The sequence below is a fragment of the Streptomyces sp. NBC_00829 genome (assembly GCF_045161795.1).
Lineage (GTDB): Bacteria > Actinomycetota > Actinomycetes > Streptomycetales > Streptomycetaceae > Streptomyces.
In genome coordinates this window covers 8424949-8441895 of record NZ_CP108867.1, presented here as the reverse complement: position 1 = coordinate 8441895, position 16947 = coordinate 8424949, and the positions used below count along the sequence as shown (strand labels likewise).

General features: G+C 70.2%; 12 protein-coding genes. 8 read left to right on the top strand and 4 right to left on the bottom strand.

Going from position 1 to position 16947, the window contains the following annotated elements:
- Positions 1 to 10 precede the first annotated feature (10 nt).
- From OG293_RS37620 to OG293_RS37610, 3 genes are read left to right on the top strand one after another with little or no spacing between them, the layout of a single operon-like run.
- Positions 11 to 1549, top strand: coding sequence for a sugar ABC transporter ATP-binding protein (locus OG293_RS37620; RefSeq protein ID WP_406003223.1), 1539 nt, complete (start codon positions 11 to 13; stop codon positions 1547 to 1549).
- A complete protein-coding gene (locus tag OG293_RS37615; RefSeq protein WP_406003222.1) occupies positions 1546 to 2580 on the top strand; it encodes an ABC transporter permease in 1035 nt (344 codons plus the stop codon). The genes OG293_RS37620 and OG293_RS37615 overlap by 4 nt, the downstream gene beginning before the upstream one ends.
- Before the next feature lie 54 nt (positions 2581 to 2634).
- A complete protein-coding gene (locus OG293_RS37610) occupies positions 2635 to 5286 on the top strand; it encodes an ATP-binding protein (RefSeq protein WP_406003221.1) in 2652 nt (883 codons plus the stop codon).
- Between the two features lie 740 nt (positions 5287 to 6026).
- On the opposite strand, the gene ptsP is transcribed toward OG293_RS37610, so the two are convergent.
- Together ptsP and OG293_RS37600 are read right to left on the bottom strand one after the other, a co-directional pair.
- Entirely contained in the window at positions 6027 to 7676 is a 1650-nt protein-coding gene (gene ptsP / locus OG293_RS37605) for a phosphoenolpyruvate--protein phosphotransferase (protein WP_406003220.1), read from the bottom strand.
- Positions 7673 to 7939 (bottom strand): HPr family phosphocarrier protein, encoded by a 267-nt coding sequence (locus OG293_RS37600; protein WP_406003219.1) that lies wholly within the window; start codon positions 7937 to 7939, stop codon positions 7673 to 7675. Before OG293_RS37600 ends, ptsP begins: the two co-directional genes overlap by 4 nt.
- A gap of 315 nt (positions 7940 to 8254) precedes the next feature.
- On the opposite strand from OG293_RS37600, the gene OG293_RS37595 reads away from it, so the two are divergent.
- Genes OG293_RS37595 through OG293_RS37575 form a run of 5 tightly spaced genes read left to right on the top strand, consistent with a single transcriptional unit; the run spans position 8255 to position 12899 of the window.
- Positions 8255 to 9016 (top strand): DeoR/GlpR family DNA-binding transcription regulator, encoded by a 762-nt coding sequence (locus tag OG293_RS37595; protein WP_406003218.1) that lies wholly within the window; start codon positions 8255 to 8257, stop codon positions 9014 to 9016.
- Entirely contained in the window at positions 9013 to 10029 is a 1017-nt protein-coding gene (gene pfkB / locus OG293_RS37590) for a 1-phosphofructokinase (protein WP_406003217.1), read from the top strand. The genes OG293_RS37595 and pfkB overlap by 4 nt, the downstream gene beginning before the upstream one ends.
- Positions 10026 to 11423 carry a PTS mannitol transporter subunit IICB gene (locus OG293_RS37585; RefSeq protein ID WP_406003216.1) on the top strand — a complete coding sequence of 466 codons (1398 nt, stop codon included), beginning with the start codon at positions 10026 to 10028 and terminating at the stop codon, positions 11421 to 11423. Before pfkB ends, OG293_RS37585 begins: the two co-directional genes overlap by 4 nt.
- Complete coding sequence (locus tag OG293_RS37580; protein ID WP_406003215.1) at positions 11416 to 11862, top strand: PTS sugar transporter subunit IIA; 447 nt, start codon at positions 11416 to 11418, stop codon at positions 11860 to 11862. Before OG293_RS37585 ends, OG293_RS37580 begins: the two co-directional genes overlap by 8 nt.
- The gene (locus OG293_RS37575; RefSeq protein ID WP_406003214.1) at positions 11859 to 12899 is read left to right on the top strand and encodes a zinc-dependent dehydrogenase; all 1041 of its coding nucleotides are present in this window, start codon (positions 11859 to 11861) and stop codon (positions 12897 to 12899) included. The genes OG293_RS37580 and OG293_RS37575 overlap by 4 nt, the downstream gene beginning before the upstream one ends.
- An 85-nt stretch (positions 12900 to 12984) precedes the next feature.
- On the opposite strand, the gene OG293_RS37570 is transcribed toward OG293_RS37575, so the two are convergent.
- A complete protein-coding gene (locus tag OG293_RS37570) occupies positions 12985 to 13656 on the bottom strand; it encodes an HAD family hydrolase (RefSeq protein WP_406003213.1) in 672 nt (223 codons plus the stop codon).
- 93 nt (positions 13657 to 13749) lie between these two features.
- Positions 13750 to 16791 (bottom strand): glycoside hydrolase family 38 C-terminal domain-containing protein, encoded by a 3042-nt coding sequence (locus OG293_RS37565; RefSeq protein ID WP_406003212.1) that lies wholly within the window; start codon positions 16789 to 16791, stop codon positions 13750 to 13752.
- Positions 16792 to 16947 lie beyond the last annotated feature (156 nt).

Genomic DNA, 16947 nt, shown 5'->3' with positions numbered 1-16947 from the left:
GCAGCCCGATGTGGCACCGCGATCAGACGTGGTCGGAGTGGCCAGGGTCACCAAGCGTTTCGGTGCCGTTCAGGCCCTCAGCGATGTGACGCTGGACTTCCCGGCCGGTCAGGTCACCGCGCTGATGGGGGAGAACGGCGCCGGGAAGTCGACCCTGCTCAAGATTCTGACCGGTGACCATCAGCCGACCGAGGGGCATGTGCTGATCGACGGGGAGACCGTCTCGCTCCCGTCCCCGGCGGACGCCCGTGCCGCGGGAATCCGGATCATCCCGCAAGAGCCGGAGATCATCCCGCACATCTCCGTCGCGGAGAACGTCTACGCCGGTGCCCTGCCCCGTAAGGCCGGCCGGGTGCTGGACCGCAGGGAACTGCGCCGCCGGATCACTGCGGACCTGGACCGGCTCGGTTTCGCCGAGGTTCTCGACCCGGATCTGATCGGCTCCAAACTCACCCCCGCGCAGCGGCAGTTGGTCGAGATCATGCGCGCGCTGACGGGTGCGGTGCCGCCCAAGGCGATCGCGTTCGACGAGCCGACCTCCTCCCTCTCGGAGCACGAGGTGGACGCCCTGTTCGCCCTCATCCGCCGATTGCGGGACCAGGGCATCGCCATCGTCTACGTCTCCCACCGCATGCAGGAGATCTTCCAGCTCGCGGACCGGATCGCCGTGCTGCGCGACGGGTGCCTCGCCGGCGTGCAGCAGGCGAGCACCACGAACGAGGGCGAGCTGGTGCGGCTGATGGTCGGGCGTGACCTGGCCGGCATGTTCGTACGCCAGCGGGTGGCCACCGACCGGCTCGTCCTCGACGTCAAGAACCTCACCACCGACGACGTCACGGACATCAGCCTGCGGGTGCATGCCGGTGAAGTCGTCGGCCTGGCCGGGCTGATCGGCGCCGGGCGTTCCGAACTCGCCCTGGCCCTCGTCGGTGACCTGCCCGTCCTCAGCGGCAGCGCCACCCTCGACGGTGTGCCGCTGAGAAGCGGCCGCCCGGGCCAGGCCATCCGCGCCGGTCTCGGACTCGCGCCGGAGGAACGCAAGGCCCAGGCCCTGTTCCTGCAGCAGAGCATCCGCGAGAACACCTCCCTCGTCGTGCTCGGCCGGCTGCGCCGCTTCCGCTTCGTGCGCAGGAGCGCCGAGCGGAAACTCGCCCAGCGGTTCACCGACCGGCTGCGGGTGCGCACCCCCTCGATCGACCACGAGGTCCGCAAACTGTCCGGAGGCAACCAACAGAAGGTCGTCCTGGCCCGTTGGCTGGCGCACAAGCCCAAGGTCCTGATCCTCGACGAGCCGACCCGAGGCATCGACGTCGGCGCGAAGGCCGAGATCTACCAGATCATTGCCGACCTCGCCGCCGAGGGCGTCGCCGTCCTCGTCATCTCCTCTGAGCTGCCCGAACTCCTCGGTCTCGCCGACCGTGTCGTCGTGATGCAGGGCGGCCGGATCACCGGCGAACTCGCCCACCACGAAGCAACCGAAGAATCCATCCTCGCCCTTGCCATGGCCGACGACCTCGCCGGCACCATCGCCCCCGGAGCCACCTCATGACCCTCACCAGCACCCCCTCCCCGGACGTGAAGGGACCCTCCGACGGCGCCGGACCCTTGCGGCCGAAGCTGCTTGCGCAGATCAGCGGGCAGAACATCAGCCTGATCGGCGCCCTGGTGCTCGTGCTGGCCCTCTTCGGCATCCTCAACGACAATTACCTGAGCTGGTCGAACATGCAGGTGATCGCCGAGGCGGCGACCATCACCGGCCTGCTCGCCATCGTGCAGACCATCGTCATCATCTGCGCCGGCCTCGACATCTCCGTCGGCTCCCAAGCCGGCGTCGCCTCCGTCGTCACCGCCATGGTCTTCACCACCACCGGCTCCAACGCCTTCGTCGGCATGGCCGCCGCCCTCGGTGTCGGACTGGTCATCGGCGTCGTCAACGGCCTGGTCATCGTCTACGGCCGCGTCAACCCCACCATCGCAACCCTCGCCGGCCTTGCCGCCTACAAGGGACTCGCCCAACTCCTGTCCGACGGCCGCGCCCAGGGCTACGTCCTCAACAACGACGTCTTCATCTTCCTCGGCCGCGGCAAGATCGCCGGACTGCCCGTCATGGTCTGGATCCTCATCCTCGTCGCCGCCGCCGTCCACGTCCTTCTCAAGTACACCGACATCGGCCGCAACCTCTACGCCATCGGCGGCAACGACACCGCCGCCCGCCTCGCCGGCATCAACATCAACAAGTACCTGATCTGCGTCTACGCCCTCATCGGCATCGTCGCCGCCATAGCCGGCATCCTTCTCACCGCCCGCACCGGCTCCGGCCAGCCCGTCTCCGGCTCCGAAGGCCTCGAACTCAAGGCCATCACCGCCGCCGCGCTCGGCGGCGCCGCCCTCAAGGGCGGCAAGGGCGGCATCGGCGGCACCCTCCTCGCTGTCGCCCTCCTCGGCTGCCTTGAGAACGGCCTCACCGTCGAAGGCATCAACACCTTCTGGCAGAACGTCGCCCAGGGCACCCTCCTCGTCGCCGCCGTCGTCATCCAGCAACGCCGCAACGGCGAACGCCCCATCGGTCTCCCCCACTGATACCTCCAGGCCGGACTCCCCCGACCGGGAGGCCGGCTTGCTCCTCCGATCCTCATGGAGGTTCCGCGTGGCTGGTTGTGGGATGGTCTCGCCTTGGCGCCGGTCGATAGCATCAGGTGTGTGACGACGCCGTTGCCCAAGCCCGGTTCGGTCCGGACTGCCGCAGAGTTTGTTGCCCTGCTCCGCACGGTGAAAGCCAGGTCCGGCCTGTCGTACCGGGCGTTGGAGCGCAAGGCCCGAGGGGGCGGCGATTACCTGCCGGTGAGCACCCTGGCGGGTGCACTCAACCGGGCCTCACTGCCCAGCGAGGACATGGTGTTGGCGCTGGTCCGGGCGTGCGGCGGCGACCAGGTGACGGTGGCGGAATGGGCAGAGGCGCGTTGCGCATTGGCACTGCGAGAAGGCTCCGCACCCGTGAAGGACAGTCCCTGGAGGGCTCCGGACCAACCGGAGACCAACACCGGAGGCGGCCAGAAGGGTCAGGACGGTGCGGCCGGAGGGCAGTTGGCGCCTTGTCTGCTCCCTGCGGACTTGTCTCTCTTCGTCGGCCGGGAAGACGACGTGAGCGAGGCCTGTCGGCTGCTCGTTGAGGAAAGAACGGGGCCGGTGACCTTATTGGTCACCGGCCCCGCCGGTGTGGGGAAGACGGCCTTCGCCGTGCGCACGGGCCACGTGCTGGCCTCCCGGTTCCCGGACGGCCAGCTCTACGTGGACCTGCGGGGCTTCGGCGCCGAGCCGGCTGATCCCTTCACCGTCCTGGGCACCTTCCTGCGCGCCCTTGGTATGAGCGGTGGCGCGGTACCCCCGGAACTGACGGGCCGGATTCACCTCTACCGCACCCTGCTGGCCCGGCGGCGGACCCTCGTCGTCCTGGACAACGCCGCCGACGTACTGCAGGTGCGCGACCTCATGCCCAGCGGCCCGCACTGCGCCACCGTCGTCACCAGTCGAACGACACTGGCGGACGTGGGAGGTCGCCGGCTCCCCCTGGGAATCCTCGACTCCGAGACAGGGCTGCTCCTGCTGCGCGAGATGCTCGGCCCGGACCGGACAGCCGCGGAGTCCGACTCGGCCCGGTCCATCGTGCAGACCTGCGGTGGCCTGCCTCTCGCGATGTGGGTGGCCGGCGCACGACTGGCCGCACGACCGCACTGGCCCCTCGCCAAGGTCGCCCACGCGCTCGCTGACGAACAGCGCAAGCTAGACGAGCTGGCCGTCGGCCACATCGCCGTACGGGCCAGCCTCGAACTGACCTACCAGGCAATGCCGTCGACCACACAGCACGCGCTGGCGATGCTCGCCCTGTTACCCGGAACCGATTTCGCCGCCTGGGCCCTGGCCGCGCTACTGGATGTGGGCCTGTCCGACGCGGAGACCGCGATCGATGACCTGGTCGAGGTACACCTGGTGGAGATCACATCGGTCGATGCCACCAAGTTCCGTTACCGGCTGCACGACCTGGTACGGCTGCTCGGCCGGGAACGGGCGGAGAAGGAGGTACCGCTCCAGGTACGCACGGCGGCGCTCACGCGGCTTCTCGGTGCGAGCCTGCACCTGGCCGACTGCGCGGGGGAAACCCTCAGCGCTGACTTTCTGGGCATCTCACAGACCGACCTGACCGCCTGGCGGCTCTCCCCGACGGACACGGACCCACTCCTCGCCGATCCGTTGGCCTGGTTCAACGACGAGCGAGAGTTCCTCATCGACGCGGCGGCCCAGGCGCTCGACAGAGGGGTCGTCGCACCGGCCGTCGGGTTGGCCACCGCGCTCACCACCCTGTTCCAGGTCGGCAGCCACTTCGACGACTGGGAGCGGCTTCAGAACCGGGCGCTCAAGGCAGCGCTGCACGCCCACGACCGGCGCAGCGCGGCGAAGCTCCACCGCTGTCTCGGCGAACTCACCACCATCCTCGACCGGTACCCGGAAGCGCTGGACCACTTCGAGCGGACCCTGCAGCTCGCTGAAGAGCTGGGGCCGGCCTACCGGGCAAGCGCCACGGCCGGACTGGCGTATGTGCACCGGCTGCTCGGCCACTACTCCTTGGCGGTACATCATTTCGAACGTGCCGTTGAGCTGGCTCGATCGGCCGCAAACGTCAACTGCATGGTCTACGCGACCAACGGCATCGGTGTCATTGACCTCGAACAAGGACGCGTCGAGGCGGCCCTGGAGCGGTTCACGGAATGTCTTGAGGTGAGCCGAGCCGCCGGTTACCGGCCCGGCGAGGCACAGGCCCTGCGCTGCCAGGGTCAGAGCCAACGCGCACTGGGCGCCTATCCGGCTGCCGCCGACTCCTTCCGCCGGGCGGCCTCGATCAGTGACGAGCTCGGCGACCGGCTCAGTGCCACCCACGCCGCCTGCTGGCTCGGGGACGTACTGGTGCGACAGGGCGAGCAACGGGAAGGGCGCCGACTGCTGGCCCGCAGCCTGTGGACGTACCGGGAATTCGGCAACCTGTGGGGGGAGGCGGCGACGTTGTACGCGCTCGCGGAGGCGCAGCTCGTCGTCGGCCGTTTCGTGCCGGCCCGTCTGCGTGCCGAGGCCGCCGTCAGACTGTGGCGGCAGATCGGTTCGCGCATCTGGATGGCCGTCGGCCTGGACACCCTCGCCAAGGCTCATGCTCTCGCCGGTGACCTCGAGGCTGCGAACCGGGCACGGGAAGAGGCGGCAGCGGCGCGGACGGCGTTGGACACGGCCGTTCGGTGATCGTGTCTACACTTCGGTGTCAGTTCGCTATCGCCGCATGTCAGGACCGTGTTTCTGAGGGTAATCGACTGATCTTCCGTCAGGTCTGAGCGGAGCCGAAGCCATCCTGCTCCTACGAGCCGTCATCGACAACGGCGGCTTCGACGCGTACTGGGCCTGCCACGGCCAGCTCGAACACGAACGCCGGTACACAGCCCGCTACCAGCACGACTTCTCCACCGCAGCCATGGGTCGTTGTGGGACGGCGCCTGGGCGGATCAACCCACGGCCGAGACCCGGCGGTTACTGCGTCTTGAAGGCCTCGGCCTGGCACTTGTCGATCCACTGCTCGTAGGGCGCGGGCGGAAGTCCGTTCGTCAGCGGCCCTCCACACGGTCGGAGCAACCCTGCTCCGGCTTACCGAGCACACGTACCGGCTGATCAGCGCTGACTGAACGTCCGCCACTTCCCGTGATCCCGGAGGGCGGAGGCGCCGGTTCGGAAGTGCGGTGCGATCGCGACGAAGACCGACCGGAAGCTGTGCCCCGTCGGGTGAGCGGAAGTTCTTCATGGCGCGTTGACGCAGCCGGCGTCGGGCTCGGAAGTCAAACTGCCGCTGCACGTCTCCGGACCTACGAATGGGCGAGCTGTTGTTCGCGAGCGAGTCGGGCCCGTGGCCGTGGTGCGTGCTCACTCGTGGTGAAGAACTTGGTGCAGCGTGAGGTTGAGGGTCCCGGGACCGCGGCCGATGTGGGCCCCGCTCAGCGCATGCGGCGGCGAACGTCCGCACGTGCTGTGGCGGCGTCAGGCGCGCGGCGGGCCACAGCGGCCAGGTCCTGGCAATGGGCGAGGGAGTGTGCCCTGAGGACGGTGCGGACTGCGGGCAGGCAGGCCGGGGCCATGGACAGGCTGCTCACGCCGAGCCCTACCAGCACCAGGGCGAGGGCCGGGTCGGATGCCGCTTCGCCGCACACGCCGACGGGCCGGCCGAGGTCCGTGCCGGCGCGGGCTGTGGTGGCGACCAGGTCGAGGAGGGCGGGTTGCCAGGGGTCGACCAGCTCGGCGAGGGCGCCGAGAGCCCGGTCGGCGGCGAAGGTGTACTGGGCGAGGTCGTTGGTGCCGATGCTGAGGAAGTCACAGACACCCGCCAGTTCGTCGGCGCGGAGTGCGGCCGCCGGGACCTCAACCATCGCACCGGCCACCGGCAGTCCGTGCGAGCGGACCCGGGCGGCGAACTCCGCGGCCTCGCCGGGCAGGGAGACCATCGGCGCCATGACCCAGACGTCGGCGGTGCTGCCACGCGCCGCTTCCGCGATGGCGGCGAGCTGGGTGTCCAGCAGCCGTGGGTGCCTGGCAGCGGTGCGCAGGCCGCGCACGCCGAGGGCCGGGTTCTCCTCGTCGTCGGCGCTGGCGAAGCGCAACGGCTTGTCCGCACCTGCGTCGAGGGTGCGCACGACCACCCGGCGGCCGGTGAAGGCGTCGAAGACCCGGCGGTAGGCCGCCGTCTGCTCATCGAGGCCGGGTGGATCGGGCCGGTCGAGGTAGAGGAACTCGGTGCGGAACAGTCCGCCGCCTTCGGAGTCGGCCGCGGCGGCCGGGTCGAGTTCATGGGGCGCGCCGAGATTGACGAGCAGCGCCACCGGGTGCCCGTCCGCGGTGATGCCGGGTCCGTGGAAGGCTGCGGCCCGCCCCCGGCGGTGTCGTTCCCGCCGGGCCGCCTCGGCGACCGTTTCCGGCGGCGGGTTGACTTCCACCGTGCCGTCGTTGACGAGCACGGTCTGGCCGTTCTGCAGGTAGGTCGCCGAGGCACAGCCGACGACGGCGGGCAGGCCGAGTGCCTTGGCGAGGATCGCGGTGTGGCTGGTGGGGCCGCCACGTACGGTGACCAGGGCCAGCACCTTCTGCGGGTCGATGATCGCGGTGTCAGCGGGGGCGAGGTCGTCGGCCACCAGCACGTACGGGTGGCCGGGGTCGGGCAGCCCTGGCAGCGGGAGTCCAAGCAGGTGGGAGACTGCGCGGTCGCGTAGGTCGTCCAGATCCGCGGCACGTTCGCCGAAGTAGCCGCCGGCGGCAAGTAACTGGGCGCGGAAGCCGTCGAAAGCTGCGGTCAGCGCATGGGCGGGGTCGGTGCCCTGGTGGACTGCGTCGGCTGCGTGATCGGCCAGGGCTGGGTCGGCCGCCATTTGCGCCTGTGTGTGCAGCACGTCGGCGGCGGGCCCTTGGGGAGCTCGCGCGGCGCGGTGCTCGAGGTCCGCGACCAGGCTGGTCAGGGCCCGGCGCACGGCGGCCGCGTCGGCTTCGGGGTCTGTGACCGGGCGGGGTGCGGGCAGCTGTGGCGGTGACGCCATCCGGGCCACGGGACCCGAGGCGCTTCCCATGCCGACGCCGACGCCGGGGAGAACCGTGCTCATGCGTCCAGGTCCTGGGACAGCAGCAGGGCCAGCTCCTCAAGGGCGGCTTGGGCGTGCTCGCCTTCGGCGGCGAGTTGCAGGGCGTCGCCGTGCTCCGCCGCGAGAGCGAGCACGGACAGCAGGCTCCCGGCGTCCACGGGGGGCTGGTCGGGGCGGCCGACGGTGACCTTGACAGGCTGGCGGGCCGCGGCCTGTACGAACAGGGTGGCCGGGCGGGCGTGGAGCCCGTTCCGAGAGCCGACGGTGACCAGGAGGTGGGGCATCGCGATTCCTTCGACGGTGAGGGCGAGCGGCAGCCCCGCGGGTGGGGCGGGCTACTGCATATGTGTGTGGTACTGGGGCAGCCCGAAGGCGGATCAGACTGCCCCGAGTCCGAACCCGCGGTCGGGGACGTGTCCGGACGTCTGCGTTTGCCACCCGAGGTGGTTGTTTTTGACGGTTCTACGGGCACCTGAGCGACGATGTCAACACATTCGGAAAAATGAATCAACACACTCGGACGTCTTGCCTTTCCCGTGGGTGCGAGTAATGTCCGCCCCAGACAGGCATCGCCCCACATGAAACGGACCTGATCCCACATGTACGCACCCGAGCGTCAGCAACGGATCCTTGAGCTGGCCCAGGAGCGTGGCAGGGTCGAAGTCCCCTCGCTGGCAGAAGACTTCGGCGTCACGCAGGAGACCGTCCGGCGGGACCTGAGCGCCCTGGAACGAGCCGGACTGCTGCGCCGGGTGCACGGCGGCGCACTGCCCGCCGGGAGTCTCCACCTGGAGCCCGGGCTGGCGGAGCGGGACTCCACCGCTGCCGCCGACAAGGAGCGGATCGCCAAGGCCGCCCTCGCGCTGCTGCCCCACGAGGGCAGCCTGCTGCTGGACGCCGGCACCACCGTCTCCCGGCTGGCCGCGCAGCTGCCCCTGGACAGCACGCTCACCGTGGTCACCAACGCGCTCCCGGTGGCCGCCCGGCTCGCGGAACACCCCCAGCTGAACCTCCACCTGGTCGGCGGCCGGCTGCGGCACCGTACACAGGCGGCGGTGGACGCCTGGGCCCTGCGCGACCTGGCGGACCTGGACGCCGACATGGCCGTGATCGCGACCAACGGCTTCTCGCCGGAGGCCGGACTGAGCACCCCGGACCTCGCCGAGGCCGCGGTGAAGCGGGCCATGGTGGCGAGCTCCCGCCAGGTGGTGCTGGTCGCGGACTCGACCAAGTACGGCGCCCGGTACTTCGCCCGGTTCGCCACCCTGAACCAGGTGGACGTGGTGGTCACGGACACCGGGCTGACCGAGGAACAGGCCGCCGAGATCGCCGCCCTCGGACCGGAGGTGATCCGCGCATGATCGTCACCATCACCCCGAACCCGAGCCTGGACCGCAGTTTCGAACTGGAACGGCTGTCCCGTGGGATCAACCGTGCCACGGCCGACCAGGTGGACCCGGGTGGCAAGGGCGTCAACGTGTCCCGGGCACTGAACGCCGCAGGCCACCGCACCACGGCTGTGCTGCCGCTCGGCGGATTCTCCGGACTGCTGCTATCCGAGCTCCTCAGCCGCCAGGGCATCGAGGTGGTATCCGTACCAGTACGCGGCGACACCCGGATCAACGTCAGCGTGGTCGAGACGAACGGCGCACTCACCAAGATCAACGCGCCGGGCCCCGAACTCACCGCAGACGAATCGGACGCCCTGCTGAACACCGTGCGCGGCCTCATCGGGCCGGACACCGACTGGCTGGCCTGCTGCGGCAGCCTGCCGCGCGGCCTGGCGCCCGAGTGGTACGCCGACCTGGTGGCGCGTGTTCACGACGGCGGCGCCCGCATCGCGCTGGACACCTCGGGTTCCGCGCTGCTGGCGGCGCTCGCGGCCCGTCCCGACGTGGTCAAGCCCAACCGGGAGGAACTCTCCGAGGCGGTCGGCCACCCGCTGGCCACCCTCGGCGACGCGGTGGACGCGGCAGCCGAACTGCGCAGGTTCGGCGCCCAGCAGGTGCTGGCCAGCCTCGGCGCGGACGGAATGCTGTTGGTCGCGGAGGAGGGCAGCTGGTACGGCAGCGCGCCCGTGACCTTGGTCCGCAGTGATGTAGGAGCGGGTGATGCCTCGCTCGCAGGCTTCCTCGGCGCAGGCGGCGCCGGACCGAAGGCCCTGGCAGCAGCGGTGGCACACGGTGCCGCCGCGGTGAAGCTACCGGGCAGCGCGATACCGACACCTGCCGATCTGGATCCGGCCGGAGTCACTGTCACGGCGGACATTCCGCTGGGCTGGCCGCTCGGCGGCCGAACCGGCCGGCCCCACGGCCGACCGGAGGTCGGGGACGTCTCACAGTCCTACACCGGAGCGGATCGGAGAGTGTCATGACTGACACAGCGCACCTCAAGCACGTGGAAGGCAACGGGTTGAGGGCCAGGGTCCAGCACCTCGGGGGCCACCTGGCCGGCATGGTGATGCCGAACATCGCGGCCTTCATCGCCTGGGGCCTGATCACCGCGATGTTCATCCCGACGGGCTGGCTGCCCAACGAGACGCTGGCCAAGCTGGTCGGGCCGATGATCACCATGCTTCTGCCGGTGCTGATCGGCTACACCGGCGGACGCCTGGTGCACGGCCAGCGAGGGGCGGTGGTCGGCGCGATCGCCACGGTCGGCGTGGCGGTCGGCTCCGACGTCCCGATGTTCCTGGGCGCGATGGTCATCGGCCCGCTGACGGCCTACCTGCTCAAGCTGGTCGACGGCGTCTCTGCCCGCCACACCCGCCCCGGCTTCGAGATGCTGGTGGACAACTTCACCGCCGGCATCCTGGGCGGCGCCATGGCCCTGGCCGGACTGCTCGGCATCGGGCCGGTCGTCTCAGGACTCACCAAGGCCGCGGGCAACGGAGTCGACGTCCTGGTGGACTCCGGGCTGCTGCCGCTGGTGTCGATCATCGTCGAACCCGCCAAGGTCCTGTTCCTCAACAACGCGATCAACCACGGAGTGCTCTCCCCGCTGGGCGTGCAGCAGGCCACCGAGACCGGCAAGTCGATCCTGTTCATGATCGAGAGCAACCCGGGCCCGGGCCTGGGCATCCTGCTCGCCTACCTGTTCTTCGGCCCCACGCGGCTGCGCCCCACCGTGCCCGGCGCGATCATCGTCCAGTTCCTGGGCGGCATCCACGAGATCTACTTCCCGTACGTGCTGATGAAGCCGCGGCTGATCCTCGCCGCGATCGCAGGCGGCATGGCCGGCGTGGCGACCGCCCTGGTCACGGGCGCCGGCCTGGTCGCCACCCCGTCGCCGGGCAGCATCTTCGCCTACCTCGCGGTCACCCCCAAGGGCGGCTACTTCCCCGTCCTCGCCTCCATAACGGTCGCCGCCGCCGTGTCCTTCGCCTCGGCCGCCGCCCTGCTGCGCATCGGGCACACCCCGGAGCCGGAGGCCGACAAGGAAGAGGAGGAGTCCACCGCGACGCGGTCCGTATCGGTCACGGCCATCACCTCCGTGGTGGTCGCCTGCGACGCGGGCATGGGCAGCAGCGTGATGCTGGCCAGCCAGCTCACCAAGCGGCTCAAGCCGTACGGCGTGACGGCCACGCACAAGCCGGTCAATGACATTCCCCAGGGGACGCAGGTCGTGGTGACCCACACCAACCTGGCCGATCGCGCCCGCGCGGTGGTGCCCGACGCGGTGATCATCCCCTTCCAGTCCTTCCTCAACGACCCGGCCTTCGACCAGCTCGAGGCCACCATCCGAGACGGCGGCGACATACATGGCTGACGTACTGCGCCGCGAGGGCATCCGACTGGGCCTGAGCGCCGACAACCGGTGGGACGCCGTGCGCCAGTGCGGCGCGGTGCTGGAGGAACTCGGCGCCGTGGACGACGGATACGCACGCACGATGCTCGAGCGCGAGCAATCGATCAGCACCTACGTAGGCGAGGGCGTGGCCATCCCCCACGGAACCGAAGCCAGCCGCGACATGGTCCGCCGCACCACGCTCGCCGTGCTCCAGTTCCCCATCGGCGTGAACTGGGACGGCGAAACGGTCACCACCTGCGTGGCCATCGCCGCCAGGGGCGAGGAACACGTCGGGGTGCTATCCGCGCTCGCCCTCGTCCTTCTGGAAGCCGACCAGGCCGAAAGGCTGCGTTGCTCCTCCGACCCCGACGAGATCTACCACCTGCTCAAGCCGATCAGTAAGGACATCGCAGCATGAGAGTGGCACGCTTCTACGCCCCCGGCGACCTCAGGCTGGAGGACGTACCGGAGCCCTCACCGCAGCCGAACGAGATCAAGATCCGCGTCCGGAACTGCTCGACCTGCGGCACCGACGTGAAGATCTTCCATCACGGCCACCAGCACCTGTCCCCACCGCGTGTGATGGGCCATGAGATCGCCGGCGAGATCGCCGAGGTCGGCGCCGAGGTCGACGGCTGGTCCGTGGGCGACCGCGTGCAGGTCATCGCCGCCGTCCCCTGCGGCGACTGCGAGGACTGCCGCCACGGCCGCATGACGATCTGCCCTCACCAGACCTCCGTCGGCTACCAGTACGACGGCGGCTTCGCCGAGTACCTGATCGTCCCGCACGCCGTCCTCAAAGTGGACGGACTCAACCACATCCCCAACGGCGTGAGCTTCGCCGAGGCGTCCGTGGCCGAACCTCTCGCCTGCGTCCTCAACGGTCAGGAACTCGCCGGAGTCCAAAGCGGCCATGACGTGGTCGTGATCGGGGCCGGACCGATCGGCTGCCTGCACGTGCGCCTCGCCCGGGCCCGCGGTGCCCGCCAGGTGATCCTGGCCGACCTCAACGCGGCCCGGCTGGAGAAGTCAGCCGCCCTCGTACGGCCGGACGAGACGGTCTGCGCAAGCGACGGCGACATCGTGGAGGCGATCCTCAAACTGACCGACGGCCGGGGCGCCGACGTGGTGATCACTGCCGCCGCCTCGGGCGCGGCACAGGAGGACGCGCTCCGCATGACCGCACGCAGAGGCCGTATCAGCCTCTTCGGCGGCCTCCCCAAGACGGCCCCCACCATCACACTCGACTCCAACCTCGTGCACTACCGAGAACTGACCGTCGTCGGCGCCAACGGCTCCAGTCCCGCCCACAACAAGCGGGCCCTGGAACTGATCGCCTCCGGTGCCGTGCCCGTAGGCGACCTGATCACACACCGGATGCCGCTGGACAACGTCCTGGACGCGATCAACACCGTCGCGGCCGGTGACGCGATCAAGGTGACCATCGAACCCTGACACCCGCCGCCGGGCACACCGCCGAGACGGTGCTGGCCGGGCCGCCGCGACCCGTATCTCCCCGGGCCGCGCAGCGGGCACGGCATCAGGCGGTGGGCGTCGTCCGGGCGGTCAGCGTGGAGAGCAGCGCCAGGTCGGCCTGTTCGAGGCTGTCCAGCAGGGTGATCCGTTCGGCCTCGGCGATCGGCACGGTAGAGGGCACGGCCAGCACCGAGCAGCCGGCGGCACGCGCGGAGGCGACCCCGGTCGGAGTGTCCTCGACGGCCACGCAGGCCGCGGGGTCCAGCCCGAGCCGCTCGGCGGCGGCCAGGTAGGGGGCGGGGTCGGGCTTGGTGAGCCTGGTGTCCTCGGCAGCGAGGGTGAGGGTGAACCAGTGATCGCCGAGGCTGCCGAGGACCAGGTCCACCACGCGGCGGGGGGAGGCCGAGACCAGCGCGGTCGGCACGGCCGCGTCGCCCAGTTCGGCGAGCAGCGCCAGCGCGCCTGGCCGGGGGACGACGCCGGCGGCAACCTTGCTGCTGAACGCGTCGCTGAGGCGCTCGGCCAAGGCGTCCGCAGTGATGGAGGTCCGGGTCGTGCGGTGCAGGTGGGCGGCGGTGTGGTCGACGGCGCGGCCGAGCACCTCGGGCACGTCCTCCTCGGTGAGGGCGTGGCCGAGTTCCGCGGAGACTTCGGCGGTGGCCTGGAGCCAGAGGTGCTCGGTGTCGACCAGCGTGCCGTCCATGTCGAACAGGACGGCGGCGGGGAAGGCGGGCATGGCGGTTCCTTACGGAGTCGGCGGTGCGCGGGCCGCGCCCGTCGGAGTTGGGCGTGGCCCGCGAGGACGAGCGGTGCCGGGGACGTCGCTCGGTCAGTCAGCCGTCCGGGGCCGCAGCCGGAGAGTGAGGATCTGGAACGGGCGGAATTCCAGGCGCACCTGTCGGCCGTCCGGCTGCACGGCGGCCGCGTTCTCGCGCGGGTCGAGTTCGCGCTCCAGCAGATCGGTCACGATCGCCGACGCCAGCGGGAAGCCGGCGGTCAGGACGGTTCGGGCGCGTCCGCCGTGGGCCTCGTAGAGGCGTACGACGATGTCGCCGGAGCGATCGTCGGCACGTTTGACCGTCTCGATGACGACGGCCTCGTTGTCCGCGGTGACGAGCGGTTGGACCTCGGTGGAGCCGGGGAGGCTGCGCTCCGGCTGGTTGAACGCGTAGCCCTCGCGGACGGCGTCGGTGATGTCGGCGCCGATGACGAAGCCGTAGCGCAGGCGATGGTGGCCCTGGTCGGCGTTGGGGTCGGGGTAGCGGGGGGCACGGAGCAGGGAGAGCCGGACGGTGGTGGTGGTACCGCCGTCGTCGCGGACGTCGCGGGTGACCTCGTGCCCGTAGGTCGAGTCGTTGACCACAGCCGCGCCCCACCCCCGTTCGCCGAGGTGCAGGAAACGGTGGGCGCAGAACTCGAACTTGGCGGCGTCCCAGCTCGTGTTGGTGTGGGTGGAGCGCTGGACGTGTCCGAAGGGGATCTCCGCACTGGAGTGGTCGGCCCGCATGTCGAGAGGGAAGGCGGCCTTGAGGAGCTTCTCGTTCTCGTGCCAGTCGATCTGGGAATCGATGTCCAGGCGGCGGGATCCCTCGTTCAGGGAGATCAGCTGCTCGATCTGGGAATCGCCGAAGGTCCGTACGACCCGGAGGCCGCGTTCCTCTGCCCTGACCGAGTCTGCGTCGAGGAGATGGTGAACGGTGTTGCGGTAGAAGGCGTCGATGTCCCAGGCGTCGAACTCGTTGGGGAAGTCCTGGTGCAGCTGGAGGAGGTTGGCGGCGGCACCGGGGGGCAGGGCTTCACGGCCGGCCGCGATGTCGTACGCCGAGGTCACCAGGCCCTGGGCGTCGATCCGGACACGGACCAGTCCGTTGTCCAGCACGTAGCCGTCTCCGTACGGGGTCGGGGCGACCGGACGGCCCGCTGACGAGGTCCGGAGCGAGGCTCCGAGGGCGGGGATGGCGTCGCGGGTGAACGGGGAGGAGTTGAAGACCACGGTCCCGTCGCCGTCCCCGGCCAGTGCGCGCTGGGCGGCGTCCACGATCCCGCGCAGCTCGGCGGTGACGGCGGTGTAGGTCTGCTCAGCCTCCCGGTGCACCCAGCCGATGGAGGAGCCGGGCAGGATGTCGTGGAACTGGTGCAGCAGGACCGTCTTCCACAGCCGGTCCAGGGCCTCGTACGGGTAGGCGAACCCGGTGCGGAGGGCGGCGGTCGCCGACCACAGCTCGGCCTCGCGCAGCAGGTGCTCGCTGCGCCGGTTGCCCTGCTTGGTCCGCAGCTGGCTGGTGAGCGTGCCGCGGTGGAACTCCAGGTAGAGCTCGCCGAGCCACACCGGTGCGTCGGGGTACTCCGCGTGCGCCCGCTCGAAGAAGGCTGCGGGGCTCTCGACGACGACCCTGGCCGAGCCCTCCAGGTCCTCGAGGCGGGCCGCGCGGGCCAGCATCTCGCGGGTGGGGCCGCCGCCGCCGTCTCCGTAGCCGAACGGGAGCAGCGAGCTGTTGGCCGCCCCCTTGTCCTGGAAGTTGCTGACGGCGTGGGCGAGTTCGGCACCGGTGATCTCGGCGTTGTAGGTGTCGACCGGGGGGAAGTGGCTGAAGATCCTGGTGCCGTCGATGCCTTCCCACCAGAAGGTGTGGTGCGGGAACTTGTTCGTGGTGTTCCAGGAGATCTTCTGGGTGAGGAACCAGCGCACCCCGGCCAGTTCCATCAGCTGCGGCATGGCCGCGTTGTAGCCGAAGGTGTCGGGCAGCCACATCTCCCTGGTCTCGACGCCGAACTCGTCGAGGTAGAAGCGCTTTCCGTGGATCAGCTGCCGGGCGAGGGCCTCGCCACCGGTGATGTTGGTGTCGGGTTCCACCCACAGGCTGCCGACGGGGAGGAACTGCCCGTTCTTCGCCTTCTCCTGCACCCGGCCGTACACCTCGGGGCGGTGTTCCTTGAGCCAGGCCAGCTGCTGGGCCTGGGACATGGCGAAGAGGAAGCCCGGGTGGTCGTCCATGAGATGGGTGACGTTGGAAAGTGTCCTGGCGACCTTGCGGACGCTCTCGCGCAGCGGCCACAGCCAGGCCGTGTCGATGTGGGCGTGTCCGACGGCGGACATGCGGTGGGCGCTGGCGGCCGCGGGGGCGGCCAACGCCGGGCGCAGCACCTCGCGGGCGGCCGTGGCGCTGCCGGCGATGTCCTGTAGGTCGACGGCGTCCAGGGCGCGTTCGATGGTGCGCAGAAGCTGCCAGCGGCGCGGGTCGGCCTCGGGCAGTTCGCGCATGAGCTCCCCGAGGACGTCCAGGTCCTGGGCGAGTTCCCACACCTGTGCGTCGAAGACCGCCACGTCCAGGCGGAGCAGCTGGTACAAGGGCGCGCCCGCGGAGCCGACTCCCGTCATCCAGGAGGGCTGGTCCCCGGTCCGGGACGGGATGTGGTCATCGTTCAGGTTCGGGTTGGCGGCGGCCTCGACGTAGTAGGTGAACTCCTCGCCGCCGACCGCCGGGTCGGCGACCGGGATATAGGCGTTGCGGGGGTTGAGTGCCTTCACCACGCTGCCGTCCGCCCGGTAGACCAGGCCCTCGGTGGAGAAGCCCGCGCCGGTGACGTTGAAGCCGAGGTCGATGACCGCCTCGACCCGCAGGCCGGCCCACTCCTTGGGAACCCTGCCGCTGATCCTGAACCAGCTCGTGGACCAGGGCGGCCCCCACCGGTGCCCGAGCGTCACCGGCTCGTACGCTGCGGCCAGGCCGTCGGCCACGGGGACCGGCTCGCCCGGGACGCTCCAGATCGCGATCTCGACCGGGACTGAACGGGCGTGGACCGCGGGCCGGATGCGCTCGTTCAGCACACGGTCGAGTCGCTGCTCGGTGAGACGTTGCGTGCTGTGCATGAGTTCCTCTGTCGTCGGTGGAGAACGGTGATCTTGTGTGGTCGGCCGTAAGGAGCGGTGCGGGAGCGGGAGCGGGGAAGTCGTCAGCAGAGACGACCGCCGGCTGCGCACGCCCGGGAGTCGCCCATGCCGTCACCGTTCCTGTCGGCGAGACTG

Bases quoted from the DNA above. Each gene is read 5' to 3' on its own strand.
- OG293_RS37565 (WP_406003212.1), bottom strand. From the start codon at position 16,791: ATGCACAGCACGCAACGTCTCACCGAGCAGCGACTCGACCGTGTGCTG.
- OG293_RS37600 (WP_406003219.1), bottom strand. From the start codon at position 7,939: ATGCCCCACCTCCTGGTCACCGTCGGCTCTCGGAACGGGCTCCACGCC.
- ptsP (WP_406003220.1), bottom strand. From the start codon at position 7,676: ATGAGCACGGTTCTCCCCGGCGTCGGCGTCGGCATGGGAAGCGCCTCG.
- OG293_RS37595 (WP_406003218.1), top strand. From the start codon at position 8,255: ATGTACGCACCCGAGCGTCAGCAACGGATCCTTGAGCTGGCCCAGGAG.
- OG293_RS37570 (WP_406003213.1), bottom strand. From the start codon at position 13,656: ATGCCCGCCTTCCCCGCCGCCGTCCTGTTCGACATGGACGGCACGCTG.
- OG293_RS37575 (WP_406003214.1), top strand. From the start codon at position 11,859: ATGAGAGTGGCACGCTTCTACGCCCCCGGCGACCTCAGGCTGGAGGAC.
- OG293_RS37610 (WP_406003221.1), top strand. From the start codon at position 2,635: ATGGAGGTTCCGCGTGGCTGGTTGTGGGATGGTCTCGCCTTGGCGCCG.
- pfkB (WP_406003217.1), top strand. From the start codon at position 9,013: ATGATCGTCACCATCACCCCGAACCCGAGCCTGGACCGCAGTTTCGAA.
- OG293_RS37615 (WP_406003222.1), top strand. From the start codon at position 1,546: ATGACCCTCACCAGCACCCCCTCCCCGGACGTGAAGGGACCCTCCGAC.
- OG293_RS37580 (WP_406003215.1), top strand. From the start codon at position 11,416: ATGGCTGACGTACTGCGCCGCGAGGGCATCCGACTGGGCCTGAGCGCC.
- OG293_RS37585 (WP_406003216.1), top strand. From the start codon at position 10,026: ATGACTGACACAGCGCACCTCAAGCACGTGGAAGGCAACGGGTTGAGG.